Here is a 20,541-nt window from a genome sequence, read left to right on the forward strand (position 1 = left end):
AGGAAAACCTCGCCCTGTTTTCTTTATAACCTAAATTTGTAGAAAGTGAGTGATGGCCCAATGAATAAAAATGATAGTAGTCAAATCGGGCCCATCTTAAAAAAGTATAATCTGCAACCCTTATCATTAGAACAGCTTGGAAAAGTAACCAAAATTGTGACGGACAAAGGAGTTTATGCTTTGAAATCTGTTTCACATAAAATCAATCCATCCTTTCCTACTTTTCTACAGCAATTATTCCATCAAGGCTATACAAGGGCAGTGCCTATCTACCCAACGGTTGAAGGGAGATACATTGTCTACCATAATCAGAGATATCATTACCTCATGCCATGGCTTAAAAGAAATGCTCCTGAATACCGTGGGGATCATTATCATTCCATTTTTAAAGAGGTTGCAAGGATTCACCTTACAACAATGAGAAAAGAACAAATTCACGATGACAATGAGATTACGAAACACTACGACGAAGTCATTAAAAAATGGGAAGAACGGAATCAGTTTTTAGAAGGATTTGTTGAAGAGGCAGAGCGTAAGTGGTATATGTCTCCATTTGAACTGCAGTTCTGTACTTATTTTTATGAGTCAAGTCTAGCCGCTTCGTTTGCACGAACACAGCTAGGGAAATGGCAAGAATTGATGCTGGAGAAGAAATCCTATCGTACCGCACTCACGCTTAATAATCTATCAGATTCCCATTTTTTATACGATGAACAAGGAAGAGGCTATCTATCAAATTTTGAAAAGGCTGGATATGCAAATCCAAGCAATGATTTAGTCAGTCTTTATTATAAGGTCCTTAAAACCTTTCCAACTCATTGTACTGATTGCCTTGAGTGGATTGATACCTATCAAAGTCGTTGTCCATTAAGGGAAGAAGAATTTCATCTTTTTTTAAGTTATTTGGCTTATCCAGAAAGTCTATATCGGTGCGTACGCTATTACATCGAACATAAACAAACGAAATCAGAACGGGAGCATGTCCAACTGTTACAAAGAGCCTATTGGCAAATGAAAAATATTGAGTTTGTCTCAGTGAAACTATTGGAAGCTGAAGAAAAAAGAAAAGAGCAGGAAGAAGAATCCCATACAGAATAAAGTATGGGATTTTTTAAATCATATCTAAATAGAATGCTATAGCAAGTAAAATTAAGATGGCTAAAAAGAGTACATCAAACGATGTCGGAAGAAAGATGGTTCGAACAGCTTGAACAATTGTGACTGGGATAATAAATTGGTGACACACATCTCTACAAGTTCGTAGCCAGTGTGGATACGAATATTTTCTAAAAGGATGTCTTTTCATGTAGCTCTCTCCTTTCAAAGGAATCCTATAACTAAAATATGACTGAAAACCCAGATTAGTTCCTAATCAGGACAATATTATAAATCTGTAACAAAATACATGAAGGAGAATAAAGTATAATAATCTTGGCTATCCTTATGACAATACCTATTGAAATTCATCAAAATAAGTAGTAAAATTCATTAAAGAAACTTATATGAGTTTTAAAATTACATAAGTGTCATTTACGATGAGAGGGAAGAGTACATCGAAAACCCCTTCAGAGAGAGGAATCAATAGCTGTGAGATTTCTTAGGAACGTATCGATGGAAGGTCGCCCTTAAGTAGCTTTTATGAAACAAAAGTAGTAAAAGCCGGTGAAAAGCCGTTATCTTTTCTTGAGAGCATAGATGAGTTATTTGTCTATGAAAAAAGGTGGTACCGCGAATACACTCCATTCGTCCTTTTAGTAGGATGAGTGGAGTTTTTTATTTATTCAGATTGAAGTAAGTTTAAGGAGGAATTTCTGTGGAAGGAACTGAAAAGACATTGTCAACAAAGTATGACCCGCAAGCGATTGAAGCGGGACGCTATCAATATTGGTTGGATGGAAAGTTTTTTGAAGCAAAAGACGATGCTGAGAAAAAGCCATATACAATTGTAATTCCACCACCAAACGTAACAGGAAAACTACACCTTGGGCATGCGTGGGATACAACATTACAAGATATCCTTACTCGCATTAAAAGAATGCAAGGCTATGATGTTCTTTGGTTACCAGGTATGGACCATGCGGGGATTGCAACCCAAGCAAAAGTGGAGGCAAAGCTTCGTGAGGAAGGAAAGTCACGTTATGATTTAGGTCGTGAGAAATTTGTTGAAGAAACGTGGAAATGGAAAGAGGAGTATGCAAGCCATATTCGTGAGCAATGGTCTAAATTAGGTCTTGGATTAGATTACTCAAGAGAACGATTTACTCTTGATGAAGGATTATCAAAAGCAGTTCGTGAAGTATTCGTTACCCTATATAAAAAAGACCTTATCTATCGTGGTGAATATATAATTAACTGGGATCCAGCAACAAAAACAGCCCTTTCTGACATCGAGGTTATTTATAAGGATGTTCAAGGCGCATTTTATCATATGCGTTATCCTCTAGCAGACGGAAGCGGGTCAATTGAAGTAGCGACAACTCGTCCTGAAACAATGCTTGGTGATACGGCGATTGCAGTTCACCCAGATGATGAACGATTCAAACATTTAATTGGTAAAACAGTCATCCTCCCAATCGTTGGAAGAGAAATCCCAATCGTTGGTGATGACTATGTTGATATGGAATTTGGTTCTGGTGCTGTAAAAATTACACCTGCACATGACCCGAATGACTTTGAAGTAGGAAATCGCCATAACTTAGAGCGTGTCCTAGTCATGAATGAAGATGGAACAATGAATGCCAATGCTGGTAAATACCAAGGTATGGATCGATTTGAATGCAGAAAGCAGATTGTAAAGGATCTTCAAGAAGAAGGCGTACTATTCGAAATTGAGGAGCACTTACATTCAGTAGGTCATAGTGAACGAAGTGGAGCTGTTGTTGAGCCATACCTATCGACACAGTGGTTTGTAAAAATGCAGCCATTAGCGGACGAAGTAATTAAGCTACAATCGCAAGAAGACAAAGTACATTTTGTTCCAGAACGTTTCGAAAAGACATATCTTCACTGGATGGAGAACATCCGTGACTGGTGTATTTCACGTCAACTATGGTGGGGACACCGAATACCTGCTTGGTACCATAAAGAAACTGGTGAGGTATATGTTGACCATGAACCACCAGCAGATATTGAAAACTGGGAACAGGACAAAGACGTACTAGATACTTGGTTTAGCTCTGCATTATGGCCTTTTTCTACGATGGGGTGGCCTGATAAGGAAGCAGCAGACTTTAAGCGCTACTACCCAACAGACGCTCTCGTAACGGGTTATGATATCATCTTCTTCTGGGTATCTAGAATGATTTTCCAAGGATTAGAATTTACAGGTAAGCGTCCATTTAAAGACGTTCTCATTCACGGTCTTGTTCGTGATGCAGAAGGTCGTAAAATGAGTAAGTCACTAGGAAATGGTGTCGATCCAATGGATGTCATCGCAAAGTACGGTGCCGATTCATTACGTTACTTCTTATCAACTGGCAGTTCACCTGGTCAGGACCTACGCTTTAGCATGGAAAAAGTGGAAGCGACTTGGAACTTTGCTAATAAGATATGGAATGCATCGCGCTTTGCCTTAATGAACATGGGTGACCTAAAGTATGAGGACATTGACTTTAGTGGTGAAAAGTCAGTTGCAGATAAGTGGATCCTAACTCGTTTGAATGAAACAATTGAATCCGTAACAAAGCTAGCTGATAAATATGAATTTGGTGAAGTTGGAAGAGTTTTATATAACTTCATTTGGGATGACTTCTGTGATTGGTACATTGAAATGGCAAAACTTCCATTATATGGGGAGGATGAGCAAGCGAAGCATACAACTAGATCGATTCTTGCTTATGTATTAGACAACACAATGAGATTGCTTCATCCATTCATGCCGTTTATTACCGAGGAAATATGGCAAAACCTGCCGCATTATGGCGAATCCATCACAATTGCAAAATGGCCAGAAGTTAATAGTGAACAGTCTGACAATCAAGCTGCACAAGAAATGCGTCTATTAGTCGATATCATTCGCTCTGTTCGTAATATCCGTGCAGAGGTAAATACGCCAATGAGTAAGCAAATCAAACTTCATATTAAGGCGAAAGATGACACAGTGCTTGCACAGTTAGAAAAGAATCGCTCTTACTTAGAAAGATTCTGTAATCCGAGTGAACTAGTCATTGCAACTGAAATTACTTCACCTGAAAAGTCTATGACATCAGTAGTAACAGGTGCGGAATTATTCCTACCACTTGAAGGACTCATCAACATTGATGAAGAAATTAAACGTTTAGAAAAAGAACTAGATAAGCTTGATAAAGAGGTTGAACGAGTACAGAAGAAACTTGGTAATGAAGGTTTCGTAAAGAAAGCTCCTCAAAAAGTAATAGATGAAGAACGAGCGAAAGAAAAAGATTATCTAGAAAAGCGTGAAACTGTACGTGAACGTATTGCTGAATTAAAAGGCTAGAGGAATAAGAGGCGAATCTTTTTACAGATTCGTCTTTCCTTTATTCAAAAGATATGTGGAGGAACGCATATGATACATACATATGAAGAGGCGCTATCATGGATTCATGGAAGATTAAGACTAGGTATAAAACCTGGACTGTCTCGGATGGAATGGATGATGGAGCGGTTAGGACATCCGGAAAATAAGATAAAAGCCATTCATGTGGCAGGAACAAACGGTAAGGGCTCAACTGTTAGCTATCTACGAAATATCCTACAGGAAGCTGGGTATAAGGTTGGGACATTTACGTCGCCTTATATTGAAACGTTTAATGAACGAATCAGCGTCAACGGATACCCGATCTCAGATGATGAAATTGTTTCATTATTAAATGCAATAAAACCATTAGCCGAAGAGCTAGAAGAATTAGAGCTTGGTGGACCAACTGAATTTGAAGTAATAACTGCAATGGCCCTTTATTACTTTGGTGAACGAGCAGATATAGATTTTGTCATAATGGAAGTAGGGCTAGGGGGAAGATTTGATTCAACCAATATCATCAAGCCGCTCACATCCGTTATCACGAGTATTGGTTTGGATCATATGAATATACTAGGTGAATCAATAGAGGAGATTGCCAGTGAAAAAGCGGGCATTATCAAACAGAATATTCCTGTCGTATCAGCCGTCAGTCAAGAAGAAGCAATCGATATTATTTTTAACAAAGCAAAAGAAGAGAAGAGTCCGTTCTATCAATTAGAACAAGACTTCTTTATTCTTAACCATCAATCAAATAATGGGGAAACGTTTACTCTGAAAGCACATAATAAAACGTTTCAGAATCTTACCATTACAATGAAAGGTGCACATCAGGTTCGTAATGCAAGCATTGCAGTGATAGTAGTTCAGATCTTACAATCGAATGGTGTCTTGCAGGTAAGGGATAGCCAGCTTGTGGCAGGGTTAGCAAAAACAAAATGGATAGGTCGATTTGAAGAAATTTCAAAAGAGCCACAAGTGATTTTAGACGGTGCACATAATCCCGAAGGAGTTAAATGTTTAGTAGATACGATCAAGACTCATTTAAGCGATAAAAAAGTACATCTGATTTTTAGTGCCTTAGCAGACAAAAAACTACATGTGATGATTGAACAGCTTGAAGAGGTCGCACACACTTTAACATTCACAAGCTTCGAATTTCCGAGAGCAGCGAAGACTAGCGAACTTTATGAAAATTCATCGCGTGGTGAAAAAATACGTACTATTGATAATTGGCATGAGGCACTTGATCATGAGATTGAACATGTTGCCTCAGAAGAAAATGCAGTGTTAGTGGTAACAGGATCCCTTTATTTTATTGCCGAAGTAAGATCATATCTTGTAAAAAAGAATGGATAAAAAAAGCCCAAGATTATTTGAAAGCAAATATTCTTGGGCTATCGTTATTCAACCTTTTTCCCTAATCGGCTCTATTTGAATGAGTGAATTTGAGCCACCTGAACCTTCAGTTGGAGGATAATAAGGGATTAATTCATCCTCACCGAAGTCCTCAAATATGACTCTACCTCCACCATCGATTTTAAAAGTATTGCAAATAATGGACCCTTTAACAGTTCCGTTCTTTACATGAACAAACGCGCTAGGTGCTAAAATGACTCTGCTTTTTAAATTGGCTCCACCACCGACAGTAATAGTACTCCCCCCAGATAAAATATGCCCGGTAATAGCGCCACTTCCACCTAAATTAAGGTCGCTATTTTGGGTATAAAGAGAACCGTTTATTCTAATATCATTTGCAAAGTCGAGCTTCTTTGCTCCTTTATAAAAAATACTTAATTTGTCACTCGGTTCATTTTTATTAATTGTACTGCTACCTGTCATAATGAATTGATCTTCTATATATAATGTTAATTTTCCATTACCAGTAATATTTATATGTCCTTGAGGTAACTCCAAACTCTTTACTCGAATCATTCGGTCTTGATTGAGATAAAATGTAAGACTTGTATCAGAAGCTAATTTGATTTCATTATAAAAACGATCTTCAGTTAAATTGATTATTTCTTTCATATTTCCACTAAGATAAATATTGGGATGTCTTGGAAGACCTTCTGGATAGTTAGGGAAATCTGGGAGTGTATATAACCTAGCTTCTGGCATATGATTGAAAGTTGGTTTTAAACCAGACATTGTATATGCAGTATCAATAATATTATTGGGATTTGCGCCAGGTGCTAGATTGATCACTCCTGTATAATTTGCCATACCCCAATCAATAAATATGGACCCATTAGCAGTTGAATTTGTACCGATATTTCCTGTAACAGTTGAAATTAGATTCATTTCACCGTGAGAAAAAACAGCAAGGTCACTTAATATTTCGATGGGTACCTTACCATCTTCTTCACAATTTATTTTAAATGTACTTTCAACTGTTCTTTTGCTTTTTCCAATTTCTCCTTCTGAATTTAAAAGATATGTTTCATTAGCGAGTGGTTTTATCGTAATAGATGCCTTAGGTTTCTCACCAAAAGATTCTTTAAATGAATCATATTGGATCTCTTTATTCAAATATTGTTCTTCAAAATCAGTTGTGCATGCATTTTTACTAATATTACTTAAAACCTTGGTTGCACCTGCTTCAGCAATATAATATGCTGATTGATGATTCCGCTCATTGGAACTCATTTTTACATTATTTACTGCCAATCCCATGATTCCCAGTCCCAAAAGAGAGATGACAATTAGCACTAATAATACAACATACAAGGCAACACCATTTTCATTTTGAATATACTTGTGAAGTCTCTCCCTTTTTATCACGGCTTCACCTACTCTCTTATAAAAATCTCCGTCGATAAACCTACTTCTTGATTGTTTTTATCTGGAATACTTGTGACGTCAATTTTAATTTTATTGCCATCTTTACTTATTTTTAGGTCCTTAATTGACGAAATGATGGCTACTCCATTTTTTGTGATTTCATTTTTTTCTAAGGTATAAGTATCTGTATTGTTAATTGTTAGAACATTATTAGAAACTTCCGTCCTATTAGCTTTTCGTATTTCTTTGGTCAAAATATTAATCGCTAATCGAACATTCGCCTGGTTTTCAATCTGAGAGGTTTGATTCGACATTTGTTTTTGGCCGAAAAGATGAACTGAAGTCGCTAAAAGAAGAACCATAGATAAAAGGGCTAGAACTGCTAATAATTCAATTAATGTAATCCCTTTATTATTTCTTGTCATCAAAACACCCTCTATTATTTCCAATTTAATAGTGTTTCCATCTGGGCTTCCTTTCTGCCAGTTGTACGATTATAAACTTCTACTAGAACTGTATGTAAGTCATTATTTTCAATCGTTATCTGTATTTCATATCCACTTTCGTTCTTTATGAACTGGCAGCTAGGCTTGCAAGCATCTTCGTCTACTACATTTTTGCCATTATAACTTGTAGAAGACTTACTTATATTATAAATATTTTCAATCGTACTTTGAGCAACATAAGTTGCATCAATAATATCCTCTGAAACTCGATTCGTTTTTGCAGATTGCACAAATAAAGTTATGAAAGAGACAACGATAATGGAAAGAATGACGATTGAAACGAGTATTTCAATTAAACTTATCCCCTTATCAGATAATACTGATTTAAAAGAGAGTTTATCCATTTCTAATCATCACCCTTTATACCATAAAATTTTTTATTACATGACTAATTACCTATTTTAGATTATTATACGACATTATTTTAAATATGCAGCAATAGGAGATTAAAGTTTTTTTACAAATTTACAACAATCAACAAATTACTACAAAATGTATGTAAATGCTACTTTTGTATTTTCATATTTTCAGATAGAATGAAGATGAGTATAGGAATAAATTACTAAGAGACTTTATACCCATAACAGATAATCATGTGATTTAACTGGGGACACTACAATTTAATTACAGTTACGTTTGATTTTTATAACAATACGGTTGGTTGTGAGGGGAAGAAATATGCGAATCCAAAAGAAAATTCTGGTGAAAATTTTTAGTTTACTCTTAATCAGTGTATTATGTATTTCACTTTTCTCGACCGTTGGAGCAACTACATACCATGCCTTTTTTGCAAATGGTATTTTCGAAAAAGGTACAAAGATTGGACCAGTAGACGTATCAAGCTTAACAAAAGAGGAAGCAAAAACATACATCTTAAGTGATATCGAAACATGGTATGACGTGGGCAAACTTTCAATTATTTCAGGTGAGGAAGAAGTGTATGTATTAGAGAAACGTCAAGTATTTAGTTTTGATATTCTTAACAGCATAAATACTGCTGAGGCTGGGAAACAGAATCCCTTGCTGGCAACTATCAATGAAAATGTACTTAACCAAGTAGTCAATGAACTGAAACAGAATAATGAGCAGGAAATCGATATGGAGAAGTTGAAAAGCGAATTGCAGCAACCAGCCCAAACATTACATCCAGGGGAATTAGCTTTTAACCTTGGACATTATACAACGGTAAATGAAGGTAATGTAGTATCACAAGTTACCATAAACCATATAAACGATGAAAGTGGTCTAATGAAATGGGTTAAGGAGTTCGGGAATGTAACAATTCCCGCAAATAGTCCGTTTTCCTTGTCAAAATTACTGTTAGAAAATGATGTATTAAATAAATATTCCAATGAGACATTAAGCATAATTGCAACAGGTATCTATTCAACTATATTATCAACGAATTTTGATATAGTTGAACGCCATGTAAGTGATAAATTACCCTCATATGCAGCTTTTGGTCATGAAGCGATGATTGAGAAGGAAAAGAAGGATCTTATCATTTACAATAAAAATCCATACGAATATAAACTTAATTTTTCCTTAATAGACAAAGGTTTCGAGGTACAACTTACAGGTGCTGAAATGCCACAAGAAATCAGTATTGTAATCAAAGATGAGGAGTCATTTGATCCCAAAAAAATTAAGCAATTTGATAGTACCTTAAAAAGAGGCCAAAGTATTGTGAAACAAAAAGGTGTAGAAGGCAAAGTAGGAAAAATATATCGCATTATCAAAGAAAGAGGGCAATTAGAACAACGTGTTTTGGTTGCACAAGATTATTATCCACCAATTCCAATCATTGAAGTTCAAAGTATTCTAGTTCCTGAGAAGGAGCAACAAACGAATTCTCTAGATGAGGATTCGAATGGAACAGATCCTGATGTAGATCCGAATCTACCGAATGAAAATCCGTTAAGTGAGAACGGAGAAGAGAATTCTAAAGATAACTCTGAAACAGACCTTTGGGAAGATCCTGATCCATTGCATTTGCAAAAATCTTAGGGAGGGGATACCATGCGGAATACTCGAAAACGTTTGGGAGATTTACTGGTTGGGGCAGGGCTAATAACAGAAGAGCAATTGCAACAAGCTCTTAAAAATAAATCGGAATCACAAAAGCTCGGTGACGTACTTCTTCAACAAGGATTGATAACAGAGCAGCAACTGATTGAGGTGCTAGAATTTCAATTGGGTATACCGCATGTAAGTTTATTCCGTTATCCAATTGATACGTCACTCATCTCGTTAATTCCTAGAGAAATGGCAAGAAGATATCAACTTATACCTCTCCGAAAAGAAGGGGACAAGCTATATGTCGCAATGGCAGACCCAATGGACTTTTATGCAATTGAAGATTTGCGTCTAAGGACAGGCTTTCATATTGAACCTGCGATTGCTTCAAAGGATGAGATTTTACGGGCGATTAATAAGTTCTATGATTTAGATGATGGTGTAAAAGAATTCCTTGATGAGGCTCCAACTGACATACAAGAAGAAAAGATTACAAATGAGGATGCACCTGTTGTTAAATTAGTCAATCAAATCCTGCAAAATGCTGTACAGCAGCGTGCAAGTGATATTCATCTAGACCCTCATGAAACAAAGGTCGTCCTTCGTTATCGTGTAGATGGTGTCTTGCGCACTGAAAGAGCGTTACCACGTAGCATGCAAAATGTATTAACTGCACGGATTAAAATTATGGCAAACCTGGATATTACCGAAAGTCGTGTCCCACAGGATGGGCGGATTAAAGTAGGTTTGGAAGCCCATCATATTGATTTGAGGGTATCGACCTTACCAACGGTATATGGCGAAAAGATAGTCATGAGGGTTCTAGACTTAAGTAGTTCTTTAAATAATCTTTCTCAGTTAGGTTTTAATAAAGTGAATTTACAACGGTTCAAGAAGTTGATTCAGCAGCCGACTGGAATTGTATTAATAACAGGTCCAACTGGATCGGGTAAATCTTCAACACTTTATGCAGCCTTAAACCAGTTAAACTCAGAGGATGTAAATATAATTACCGTTGAAGACCCAGTCGAGTATCAACTCGAAGGAATAAACCAAATCCAAGTTAATGCGAATGTTGGGATGACATTTGCTAATGGGTTGCGTGCAATATTACGTCAAGATCCAAATATCATTATGGTGGGGGAAATTCGAGACCGCGAGACAGCAGATGTTGCGGTTAGAGCCTCGCTTACAGGACATTTGGTATTAAGTACACTACATACAAATGATTCCCTTGGAACGATCACCAGATTGATTGATATGGGGGTCGAACCTTTTCTTGTAGCTTCATCCTTGTCAGGTGTAGTTGCTCAACGATTAGTTCGGCGTGTTTGCCGAGATTGTGGACAATTAGAAGAACCAACCATCCGTGAACAAGAAATCTTTGCAAAACGAGGAATCACCGTTGATAAAGTGAATCGAGGTAAAGGGTGTGGAACGTGTAATGAAACAGGATATAAAGGTAGAGTAGCTGTTCATGAATTGTTAGTGATTGATAATGAGTTAAGACGAATGATTATGAATAAAGAGTCCTACTCTAAGCTACGTGAAGTAGCGGTCAAAAATGGGACAATCTTTTTGATTGATGATGGTCTATTAAAGGTGAAACAAGGAATTACAACAACTGAGGAAATCCTTAGAGTTACCATTGCTGAATAGGTGGAGAGTAAAATGAAAGATCAAATAAATAAAATATTACGTTCAGCACATGAATTGAAAGCTTCTGATATTCATATCACCGCTGGTGTTCCACCCATTTTTCGAATAAATGGTGATTTAAAGAGATATGGAAAAGACATAATAAGGCCAGCAATGATTGAAGAAATCGCTAAAGCCATAGTTCCTGAAGATATGTGGGACTATTTCAAAGAAAAGGGAGAGCTTGATTTTTCATATGGAATCGAACGAGTCTCGCGCTTTCGAGTAAATGTTTATAAACAAAGAACAACTCTAGCAATTGCTTTTCGAGTCATCCCAACTTCGATTCCAACCATTGAGGATTTAAAACTCCCTCAAGTTCTAAAGAAAGTATGTCAAAAGCCACAAGGCTTGGTACTTGTAACAGGTCCAACCGGAAGTGGAAAATCAACGACATTAGCAGCTATGATACAATTCATTAACCAAACGATGAGTAAACACGTTGTTACGTTGGAGGATCCAATTGAATATTTGCATAGGCATGGTGCAAGTATCATTGAACAGCGGGAAATTGGAAGTGACACACTTAACTTCGCAAACGGTCTACGTGCAGCTCTTAGACAGGATCCAGATGTCATTCTTGTGGGGGAAATGAGAGATTTAGAAACGATCCATACTGCCATCACAGCAGCTGAAACGGGTCATCTTGTGTTGGGGACATTACATACAGTGAATGCACCGTCAACAATTGACCGGATTATCGATGTATTTCCACCTTCACAACAACCACAAATTAGAATCCAACTTGCAAATGTTCTTGTTAGTGTGATTTCCCAACGACTGTTTCCGACAGTTGATCGAAAAGGTCGAAGAGCAGCAACTGAAATACTGCTAAATAATGCTGCGGTTGCGAATTTGATTCGTAATGAGAAAAACCACCAAATCAAAAATGTCATGCAAACAAGTCGTGCAGAAGGAATGCACACCCTGGAAAATGACCTGCTAGAATTAGTTCGTGCGGGGACAGTAGCAAAGGATGTTGCCGAGCCATATTTGCAGGAGGGAACAACCAATGCCTAGGTATAAGTATGAAGGTAGAGATAAATTCGGGAAAAAATCTGGCACAATTTCAGGTACCTCCAAAACGGATGCAGTCGCAAATCTCAGGCAAAAAGGGATTCGTGTGATCAGTATTAATGAACTCCCTGAAACACTACTTACTAAAGAAATCACTATTGGCAATCCAGTAAAACTGAAAGACTTTGTCATTTTTTTGAGACAGTTCTCCACCTTAATTAAAGCAGGAGTATCCATTGTTGATACAATGAACATTTTGGCGAATCAAACAAGCAGTAAACCGTTAAAAAATGCATTACTAGAGGTAGAAGTAGATTTAAGGGAAGGGATTTCCCTTTCTGCGGCTACAGCAAAGCATAAACGAATTTTTACAACGCTCTTTACCAATATGGTCCGTGTAGGTGAGGTTGGAGGAAATCTCGACGACACTCTTGAAAACCTAGCAGATTATTATGAAAAGCAAAATAAAACAAGGCAAAAAGTAAAGTCTGCAATGGCATATCCATCAGTGATTGCGATCGTCGCGATTGCTGTGGTCATCTTTTTACTAGTATCTGTTGTACCAACGTTTGTTGATATGTTTGCTGACTTTGGTGCAGAACTTCCCGCAATAACAAAATTTGTCTTAAATGCTAGTGTGTTCATGCAGAAATTTTGGTGGCTTGTCATTCTATTCTTGATTCTTCTTTTTTTATTTTTCATGGTCATTAAACAACGAAAAGAAACAAAGTATTATCTTGATTTTTTATTATTAAAAATGCCGATTTTCGGAACACTAATGCAAAAAGCTGTGCTTGCACGAATGACAAGAACATTGGCTTCTATGTTAAGTAGCTCTGTACCTATTTTACAGGCACTAGCAGTGGTGGAAACGATAGTTGAAAATGAGGTGATTGCTGAGGTTATCAAACAATCTAGGAAGTCACTTGAACAAGGGAAATCCATGACGGAACCTATGAAAAAACATTGGGTGTTTCCTCCACTTATTACGCACATGATTGCCATTGGTGAAAGTACGGGTTCACTCGATGAAATGCTAGGGAAAGTAGCTGATTTCTATGAGGATGACGTTGAAAATACAACAGATCAGTTGAAGTCCCTAATCGAACCCCTCATGATCGTATTCCTAAGTGGTATAGTAGGGACTATTGTGACAGCTATCCTTGTACCGATGTTTGATATCTTTAACCAAATACAATGATTTGACAGTGAAAGTTGCAATTAATGACAAAAATTGTTCAAAATTTACAAAAAACTAACAAGAATATAGTGCTTTATACACAGGTTACTATTATAATAACGGTATAAATGGACTAGTTAATAAAAGGAGAGGAAAAGAATGTTGAAGAAGCATTTAAAGAATCAAAAGGGTTTGACTTTAGTTGAATTGTTAGCAGTTGTTGTTATTTTAGGGATTATTGCAGCAATAGCAGTTCCTAGTATAGGTAAATTAATTGATAATTCGAGGGCAGATGCACATGTTGCAAATGCTCAGCAAATGATAAACTCAGCGAAACTTGCAATTGCTGGTAACGATAATATTAAACCTGATTCGGGTAAAGAAAAATACGTTACATTACAATACTTAGAAGAAGAAGGATTAATTGATATTGAAAAAGATCCAGATGGCGGAACCTATACAGCTGGAAAGGGAGGAACAGATGGTATAACAGATACTCCACCAACAGAGGGTTCATATGTAGAAATAGCAAACACTAGTGGTAATTTAAATTATTCTGTAAAATTAGTAGGTAGTAAAAGAAACATTCCTCTAACAGGAGAGACTGCTCTGGAACGAGGAGTTGTGAAAGATAATTAAATAGTAGTACTTTTAACAGTTTACAGCTAGTATAGCAATTATTTATCTATACTAGCTTATTCTTAAAGTGAAAGGGAAATCTATGTTTATAATATATTTGTATATTTTTACTATAGGCTTAGTTCTAGGCTCCTTCTTTAATGTAGTAGGCCTACGCATACCAGCTGGTCAATCCATCGTTCGTCCCAGATCAGCATGTCCGACTTGTAAGCATCAGCTTACAGCAGTCGAATTAATCCCAGTCTTCTCTTACATATTCCAAGGTGGAAAATGCAGAAATTGCAAGACTCGTATTTCACCAATTTATGCTTCTTTTGAACTTGTTACAGCAATTCTTTTTACGATTTCACCATTGTTGGTGGGATGGTCAAAAGAATTGATTGTCGCTTGGACCTTGATTTCACTGTTAATGATCATCTTCGTTTCAGACATTACCTACATGATCATTCCTGATAAAGTGCTGTTATTTTTTGTACCCGTTTTCGTACTAGAACGCCTATTTATCCCATTAGACCCATGGTGGGATATGCTTGTGGGCAGTGCGGTTGGATTTCTCCTACTTTATCTGATCGCTGTTGGTAGTAGAGGTGGTATGGGTGGTGGAGATATTAAGCTTTATGCTGTGCTTGGGCTCGTATTAGGATGGAAACTCGTTCTTCTATCGTTTTTCTTCGCTACGATCATTGGTACAGTTATTGGACTATTTGGTATGACTATTGGAAAAGTTAAGAAAGGCAAACCGATGCCTTTTGGTCCTTCTATCGTCGTCGGGACTCTAATTGCTTATTACTTTGGTCAAGACTTTATAACCTGGTATATAGAATTTATTGTACATTGATAATTAAGGGGATACATATGGCATTTACACTTTTTTCATCAAACAAAATGGCAAATATTATTATAAAGGATCATGTGATTCGATATGTCGGTGTAAAGCAGACAAGCCCAATTACTGTTCAAAAGTTTCGTGAAAAATACTTACCACCTGGTATTGTCCAAGATGGGCGGATTATTGAACGGGACACCTTACTCCTCATACTAGATGAATGTGTTTCAGATTGGGGAATCAAACGTAATCGTGTTCAATTTGTCATCCCAGATCCTTTTGTTGTGATTCGTAGAATTTCGATTCCAAATGAGGTAAAAGATGATGAAATTATTGGGTATATCTATTTGGAGTTAGGAACAACGATTCACCTTCCGTTTGAGGAACCTGTTTTAGATTTTAAAAAGCTATCAGAGGATGAAAAGAGAAAAGAGGTCCTTGTATTTGCTGCACCAGAAGACGTTGCAAATGAGTACTCTGCTCTATTAGAGGAGGTAGATCTAAAGCCAATAGCTGCTGATATTTCACCACTTTGTATGTATCGTCTCTTTCATTTTTGTGATCAAACGAATGAAGAAGAGCACACATTACTTATACAATTTGATTTACAATCAGTTAATTTAAGTATCTTCCACCAGGATATACCATTATTTACGAGACATATTTCGTTAGAGACATCAATAGATGATTGGGATATTCAACAAAATCACTCCCATACCATCGCTGATATTATATGGAATGGTCATCGTAGTAAACTAGAGGTTATGATTGATGAGCTGCTAAAGGAAATTGAGCATGTCATGAATTTCTATAGTTTTAATATAACTCAAGGGAAGGAAAAGGTTTCTACAATATTAATAAGTGGGGACCATCCATATCTTTCTTACATCATGTCAATCCTAAATCAAAGATATGAAATCCCAGTTCGTTCTATTTCAAAAATTGAACAGCTACCTGCCCACTACTATTTGCCATTAGGATTAGCACTCAAAGAGGTGCAATAGATGCTTGTAGATATTAATTTACTTCCAAGAAAAGAATATAAAAATAGAACGAATCTATTACTTGGGATAATCATTACGATGTTTGTCTTCGTTAGTTTTCTTTTTGTATTTTTACAACTAAATAAAGCGAATGCAATTGAAGAGGATCTTCAAAACCAACTTGCAACGATCCAAGCCGCTCGGATGGCTGCTGAACAGGAAGGAACACTATCAAACCACTCAAGTAGTGTGCTTCAGTTAGAAAAAACAGCAGAATGGGCAGATGCTTATTTTGTTGAAACAGTACCCATTTTAAATCATATAACAGAATTATTACCAGAAAGAGGATTTGTTCAATCCTTCTCATATACGGATACTGATTTCGTATCCTTACAAGTTCAATTTGACACAAATGCTGAAGTAGCACACTATCTAGCATCGCTTAATGAATCGAGCCACTTTGAATCAGTTCAGTTGTTTTCTGTATCGACTAGTCAATTGATGGAAGATACAGAGGTTGACAATGAAGACACACAAAATAATGAGACAAAGGATGAGGCGAACGAGGAAAACAAAAATGTTCTCTCACCAAAAGATCAGACTGAAACGGATGAAAATAAAAACGTCTTACCAAGGTATTTTGCTCAATTTGAACTAACGATTAATAAAGCTGCATTCAATAGCATACAGAAGGAGGGCAATTAATATGACTCTCCAATTATCAAGAAAACAGTTCACTATTTTACTTTTATCGATCGTTGTTATCCTTGGGATCGCCTATTTAGCTTATTTTTTATTCGTAAGTCCAGTTAATCAAAAAATTTCACAGCTAGAAAATAGTCTTAAAACTGAACAAAGATTGTTAGAGTTGGTATCCCAAAAACAAGCTACCGATGAACCAATTGTAAGTTCAACTGAGGTTCAAAAGAAACTACCAGTTATTCCGTTAGTTGAGCAAATTATTTTAGACATTGAACGAGCTGAAACGTTATCAGAAAGTAAAGTTACAAGTATGTCTTATAGTGAGAGTGAGTTTGTATTCACTGATTCTGAGAATCAAGTTGAAGAAACTGCTACTGAAAATACAACAGATACCAATCAGGAGGTTTCTACTAATGAGAATTCCTCAACGGAGGAAGAGAATGCAATAGATCCAGAACTTGTAGATGGATTAAGCTTAATAACGGTAACATTAAGTGTTGAATCTCCTAATTATAAAGAACTAGAAAAGTTTCTCTCTGCGGTTGAACATCAAACTAGAATAACAAAAGTAGACGCTTTAAGTTTCACTGGTACATCTGAACTAACTTCGATCGAGCAAGTGCCGGGACCACTTGTTTACAATGTAACCATCTCAGCGTTTTACGCACCTAAATATCAAGAATTGGCAGAAGAGGCACCAAAGCTCACGGTTCCTCCACCTGGTAATAAGAAAAATCCTTTAGCTACTGGATTAGAGGATGATAATGAATAATCTTATATGGCACGAGGCATGAATTGTCTCGTTTTTTAGTGGATTTATCGTAGTATATCTTTATAAAAAGATTTTATTGGTATAAAATAACTAGGAGTCGCTTTAATTCTAGGTAAATTGTTGGATTTAAAGAATGTATGTTCACTTAAGAAATTAAAGAAAGATGTGAGAACAGCTTGGAAGATCTTGTGTTTGGAATTATTTCACTTCTTATCATACTCCCGATCATATATTTTTTGCCTGTTGGCTTTTCAAAGAGGGGAAAATTACTCATTCTTATATCTGCTTTTATTGTTTTTATGGTCGGTATAGCTGCAAGAACTATCCTAGGTGTATGGCAGACTGGGATTGTGTTAATACTGCTAGCAATAGGTTTTACCTATATATTGGCAACCCGATTCGGAAGTCAATTATTTGAAAATAACGAAAAAAATCAACGTTCAGAGGATAAAGTGATTAAATTTGAACTGGAAGATGGGATAGAAGATGAAATTCGTAGCAAAGGTTCACCGAAAGTTGATCAAATGTTACTTGAAACTCGACAGGTAGATTCATCATCCTTACCAGCAGAGTTCTTGGGAAATCAAGAAGTTTCCTCATACGTTCCAGTGGATACGATAGAAACGGGTCAAGTATCCCCAGCCGATGTTTCTGAGGTACCGATAGATGAAAGTCTAGAAATTTCCGCAGTCTCACAAAGTGAAACGAAGGAAGAGGAACTTTTAGAGGATGTTTTACATGTAGAAAACCTTGATGAAAACAGGCCAGAAGAGTTAATAATGGATGAAGAGGTCATACATAATAGCGTAGTCAATAACGACAAGATTACGAGTAATGAATCTAATTTAGATGATTTACTTAAAGAATTAGAACTTGAATTAGAAAATAGCAATCACGAAAACAAGGAAAACAATGGCGTCATTACTATTTCAGATAGTGATTCGAAATTGAGTGTGGAACTAGACGAAATGGAGTTTGAAGATTTACGTAATCCACAACTTGAACTTGACGATAGTGAAATTGATAGTTTACAAGTAATGAACGAAACCGAGGTTCATGATGTAGACAACTCAAATAAAGTCGAAGAATCGTATGAAGGTCAATTAGAAGATATTGAGTTATCAGTGACTGAAGAGTCTGTACTAGACGGTCTTGAATCAGATACAGAAGAGAAAATATATGATACAGAACTTACAAAAATGGAAGAGATTGAAGTAGAGGTCGTACATCCTACTCAACCTACTTCAGAATCCTTCATGGATAATAGTGAAATGAAAGATGAAGATATAACAAATATAGCGAGTATCGAACCGTTAGAAAATGAAACAATGACTATAGAGGGTATTGATTCCATTGAGGAAGAAACGACTAAGGAACAACAACCAGGATTTACCAATACCAATAAAGAGACGAAACAATTACTCTTTCACACAATGGTGTCTCAAATTAAACTGTCTCGAAATCAATTAACTAGTAAAGAATATGAGAAATTAATCATGGACCATCTGCATCCACAAATTTCAGATCATGAATATTATACGTTTGTTAGTTTATTAATTGAACATTACCTAGAAACGAAAAAATATGATGAATTATCTACTTTAATTTCTCAAAATATGAACCGATTTGAGAAATATCCTGTTATTTTACAGGAAGTTAACTTTTTGTTAAAAGAATATTGCGGAATATGACGAATAATGGCGAAAAGCATGGTAAAATGTAATAAAACAGCCGTAAACATGAATAGGTGTGGTGAATGTAATGAAAAAAAGTGTTGAAATCGTTGGGTTACCGATTATTAGTATTATAGATGGAATTGAAATTGGAAAAGTAAAATCTTTAGTGATTAATCCCGAAAAAGGTTCAGTAGACTTTCTAACAATTGAACACGAAGATTGGCAAGTTAGTGTTAAAGCTATTCCATTTAAAAGAGTTGTTGGAATCGGTGAGTATGCGGTTACCATTGAAAGTGATAGCTCTGTTATCGATCTTAATGAGATACCGATTGCAAATTCACTTGTAAATAAGAAAATCAAAATTACAAATACGAAGGTAATGACACGAAAAGGGCAGTTATTAGGGGAAGTTATTGAATATTACATCGACGACGAAACGGGTAACATATTAGGAACATTATTAAATGTTTCGGGAGAAGAAGTGGTGCTACCTTCTGAATCTGTACTTACATATGGTAAAGATATTATTATCGTGCAGGAAGATGCATCAGCTAAATTCCTTGAATCGGTAGAGTACTTAGAAAATCCGAAACAAGAAACTACTCAAGACATTGTACATGAAGAAATCATTGAAGAGATCCTACCAGAATCAACTACTGAAAAAAATCCTTTTGACGAAATAAATGCTTCTATTGATGAACATGAAGAGTCTGAAGCTAAAGCATTACGTTTAAAACAAGTTGATCTCCTGTACGGAAAAGTGGTCAAGAAAGACATCTTGGACAATGAAGGAAATGTATTAATTCCAGCTGGAACGCATCTATCCGTAGATGATATTATGAAAGCGCAGGATCAAGGACCAAGTGTTTTTGTTGAATTATCAATGAATATAGAAGAATAAAAGCTATATACACAAAGGATGTTAGGACTTTAAAACCATCAAAAATAAATATTTGTAAGTATTTGACGAAAACCTTTAGTAACAAGACGACAAATGTCTTGTTCTTTTTTTTTATTCTTATGGTAGCATTGACAAAAAATAGGTCGTTTCCTTAAGGATGTTCAAAAAAGTCTGATGAAAATGGCTCATCATTAGAGGAACTTTGACTAAGAGTTGACATTTCCTGTGTCAAACGTTGAAGTGAACACCTCTATTGTAGGACGCTTGGCTGTCTATGCCAATCTTATGTATTTAATGGCATACATAATCGGCCCATAAAGCTTACATTACGTTAAACTTTCGACATACGTAACATGTAAGTATT

General features: G+C 36.2%; 18 protein-coding genes and 1 other annotated feature. Of the genes, 14 read left to right on the forward strand and 4 right to left on the reverse strand.

Annotation, left to right across the window (positions count from 1 at the left end; genetic code table 11):
* Positions 1-60: 60 nt before the first annotated feature.
* The gene (gene ysxE / locus ACWPVE_RS14975; protein WP_453994643.1) at positions 61-1,098 is read left to right on the forward strand and encodes a spore coat protein YsxE; all 1,038 of its coding nucleotides are present in this window, start codon (positions 61-63) and stop codon (positions 1,096-1,098) included.
* Positions 1,099-1,111: 13 nt separating this feature from the next.
* Here the strand turns inward: ysxE and ACWPVE_RS14980 are convergent, their stop codons facing one another.
* Positions 1,112-1,306 (reverse strand): hypothetical protein, encoded by a 195-nt coding sequence (locus ACWPVE_RS14980; RefSeq protein WP_453994645.1) that lies wholly within the window; start codon positions 1,304-1,306, stop codon positions 1,112-1,114.
* Between the two features lie 220 nt (positions 1,307-1,526).
* Positions 1,527-1,754 (forward strand) — a binding site (T-box leader).
* A 59-nt stretch (positions 1,755-1,813) separates the two neighbouring features.
* Here ACWPVE_RS14980 and ACWPVE_RS14985 point away from each other — a divergent pair.
* Together ACWPVE_RS14985 and ACWPVE_RS14990 are read left to right on the forward strand one after the other, a co-directional pair.
* Positions 1,814-4,456: a valine--tRNA ligase gene (locus ACWPVE_RS14985; RefSeq protein WP_453994647.1), complete on the forward strand. Its 2,643-nt coding sequence runs from the start codon at positions 1,814-1,816 to the stop codon at positions 4,454-4,456.
* A 69-nt stretch (positions 4,457-4,525) separates the two neighbouring features.
* Entirely contained in the window at positions 4,526-5,836 is a 1,311-nt protein-coding gene (locus tag ACWPVE_RS14990) for a bifunctional folylpolyglutamate synthase/dihydrofolate synthase (RefSeq protein ID WP_453994649.1), read from the forward strand.
* 48 nt (positions 5,837-5,884) lie between these two features.
* Here the strand turns inward: ACWPVE_RS14990 and ACWPVE_RS14995 are convergent, their stop codons facing one another.
* From ACWPVE_RS14995 to ACWPVE_RS15005, 3 genes are read right to left on the reverse strand one after another with little or no spacing between them, the layout of a single operon-like run.
* Positions 5,885-7,261 (reverse strand): DUF7305 domain-containing protein, encoded by a 1,377-nt coding sequence (locus ACWPVE_RS14995; protein ID WP_453994651.1) that lies wholly within the window; start codon positions 7,259-7,261, stop codon positions 5,885-5,887.
* 8 nt (positions 7,262-7,269) lie between these two features.
* Entirely contained in the window at positions 7,270-7,686 is a 417-nt protein-coding gene (locus tag ACWPVE_RS15000; RefSeq protein ID WP_453994653.1) for a prepilin-type N-terminal cleavage/methylation domain-containing protein, read from the reverse strand.
* A 14-nt stretch (positions 7,687-7,700) separates the two neighbouring features.
* Positions 7,701-8,111 (reverse strand): type IV pilus modification PilV family protein, encoded by a 411-nt coding sequence (locus tag ACWPVE_RS15005; protein WP_453994655.1) that lies wholly within the window; start codon positions 8,109-8,111, stop codon positions 7,701-7,703.
* A 334-nt stretch (positions 8,112-8,445) separates the two neighbouring features.
* Here ACWPVE_RS15005 and ACWPVE_RS15010 point away from each other — a divergent pair, with 334 nt between their 5' ends.
* The 11 genes from ACWPVE_RS15010 (at position 8,446) to ACWPVE_RS15060 (ending at position 20,177) form a co-directional block, all read left to right on the forward strand.
* A complete protein-coding gene (locus ACWPVE_RS15010) occupies positions 8,446-9,774 on the forward strand; it encodes a G5 domain-containing protein (protein ID WP_453994657.1) in 1,329 nt (442 codons plus the stop codon).
* 12 nt (positions 9,775-9,786) lie between these two features.
* A complete protein-coding gene (locus ACWPVE_RS15015; RefSeq protein WP_453994659.1) occupies positions 9,787-11,442 on the forward strand; it encodes a GspE/PulE family protein in 1,656 nt (551 codons plus the stop codon).
* A 12-nt stretch (positions 11,443-11,454) separates the two neighbouring features.
* The gene (locus ACWPVE_RS15020; protein WP_453994661.1) at positions 11,455-12,501 is read left to right on the forward strand and encodes a type IV pilus twitching motility protein PilT; all 1,047 of its coding nucleotides are present in this window, start codon (positions 11,455-11,457) and stop codon (positions 12,499-12,501) included.
* The gene (locus ACWPVE_RS15025) at positions 12,494-13,699 is read left to right on the forward strand and encodes a type II secretion system F family protein (RefSeq protein WP_453994663.1); all 1,206 of its coding nucleotides are present in this window, start codon (positions 12,494-12,496) and stop codon (positions 13,697-13,699) included. Before ACWPVE_RS15020 ends, ACWPVE_RS15025 begins: the two co-directional genes overlap by 8 nt.
* Before the next feature lie 138 nt (positions 13,700-13,837).
* Positions 13,838-14,317, forward strand: a complete 480-nt coding sequence (locus ACWPVE_RS15030) for a pilus assembly FimT family protein (RefSeq protein ID WP_453994665.1) — start codon at positions 13,838-13,840, stop codon at positions 14,315-14,317.
* Positions 14,318-14,399: 82 nt separating this feature from the next.
* Positions 14,400-15,155 (forward strand): prepilin peptidase, encoded by a 756-nt coding sequence (locus ACWPVE_RS15035; protein ID WP_453994667.1) that lies wholly within the window; start codon positions 14,400-14,402, stop codon positions 15,153-15,155.
* A 17-nt stretch (positions 15,156-15,172) separates the two neighbouring features.
* A complete protein-coding gene (pilM, locus tag ACWPVE_RS15040) occupies positions 15,173-16,147 on the forward strand; it encodes a type IV pilus biogenesis protein PilM (protein WP_453994669.1) in 975 nt (324 codons plus the stop codon).
* Positions 16,148-16,831, forward strand: coding sequence for a PilN domain-containing protein (locus ACWPVE_RS15045; RefSeq protein WP_453994671.1), 684 nt, complete (start codon positions 16,148-16,150; stop codon positions 16,829-16,831). It begins immediately after the preceding gene.
* A 1-nt stretch (position 16,832) separates the two neighbouring features.
* On the forward strand, positions 16,833-17,600 hold the full coding sequence (locus ACWPVE_RS15050) for a pilus assembly protein PilO (protein ID WP_453994673.1): 768 nt from the start codon (positions 16,833-16,835) through the stop codon (positions 17,598-17,600).
* Positions 17,601-17,776: 176 nt separating this feature from the next.
* Positions 17,777-19,291 (forward strand): hypothetical protein, encoded by a 1,515-nt coding sequence (locus tag ACWPVE_RS15055; RefSeq protein ID WP_453994675.1) that lies wholly within the window; start codon positions 17,777-17,779, stop codon positions 19,289-19,291.
* A 70-nt stretch (positions 19,292-19,361) separates the two neighbouring features.
* On the forward strand, positions 19,362-20,177 hold the full coding sequence (locus tag ACWPVE_RS15060) for a PRC-barrel domain-containing protein (protein ID WP_453994677.1): 816 nt from the start codon (positions 19,362-19,364) through the stop codon (positions 20,175-20,177).
* The last annotated feature ends 364 nt before the right edge of the window (positions 20,178-20,541 follow it).

The organism is Bacillus nitroreducens, from assembly GCF_964021195.1.

Coding starts and splice junctions, on each gene's coding strand:
- ACWPVE_RS15025 (WP_453994663.1), top strand. CDS start 12,494: ATGCCTAGGTATAAGTATGAAGGTAGAGATAAATTCGGGAAAAAATCT.
- ACWPVE_RS15015 (WP_453994659.1), top strand. CDS start 9,787: ATGCGGAATACTCGAAAACGTTTGGGAGATTTACTGGTTGGGGCAGGG.
- ACWPVE_RS15005 (WP_453994655.1), bottom strand. CDS start 8,111: ATGGATAAACTCTCTTTTAAATCAGTATTATCTGATAAGGGGATAAGT.
- ACWPVE_RS14980 (WP_453994645.1), bottom strand. CDS start 1,306: ATGAAAAGACATCCTTTTAGAAAATATTCGTATCCACACTGGCTACGA.
- ACWPVE_RS15030 (WP_453994665.1), top strand. CDS start 13,838: ATGTTGAAGAAGCATTTAAAGAATCAAAAGGGTTTGACTTTAGTTGAA.
- ysxE (WP_453994643.1), top strand. CDS start 61: ATGAATAAAAATGATAGTAGTCAAATCGGGCCCATCTTAAAAAAGTAT.
- pilM (WP_453994669.1), top strand. CDS start 15,173: ATGGCATTTACACTTTTTTCATCAAACAAAATGGCAAATATTATTATA.
- ACWPVE_RS15050 (WP_453994673.1), top strand. CDS start 16,833: ATGACTCTCCAATTATCAAGAAAACAGTTCACTATTTTACTTTTATCG.
- ACWPVE_RS15020 (WP_453994661.1), top strand. CDS start 11,455: ATGAAAGATCAAATAAATAAAATATTACGTTCAGCACATGAATTGAAA.
- ACWPVE_RS15045 (WP_453994671.1), top strand. CDS start 16,148: ATGCTTGTAGATATTAATTTACTTCCAAGAAAAGAATATAAAAATAGA.
- ACWPVE_RS14990 (WP_453994649.1), top strand. CDS start 4,526: ATGATACATACATATGAAGAGGCGCTATCATGGATTCATGGAAGATTA.
- ACWPVE_RS15035 (WP_453994667.1), top strand. CDS start 14,400: ATGTTTATAATATATTTGTATATTTTTACTATAGGCTTAGTTCTAGGC.
- ACWPVE_RS15010 (WP_453994657.1), top strand. CDS start 8,446: ATGCGAATCCAAAAGAAAATTCTGGTGAAAATTTTTAGTTTACTCTTA.
- ACWPVE_RS15000 (WP_453994653.1), bottom strand. CDS start 7,686: ATGACAAGAAATAATAAAGGGATTACATTAATTGAATTATTAGCAGTT.
- ACWPVE_RS15060 (WP_453994677.1), top strand. CDS start 19,362: ATGAAAAAAAGTGTTGAAATCGTTGGGTTACCGATTATTAGTATTATA.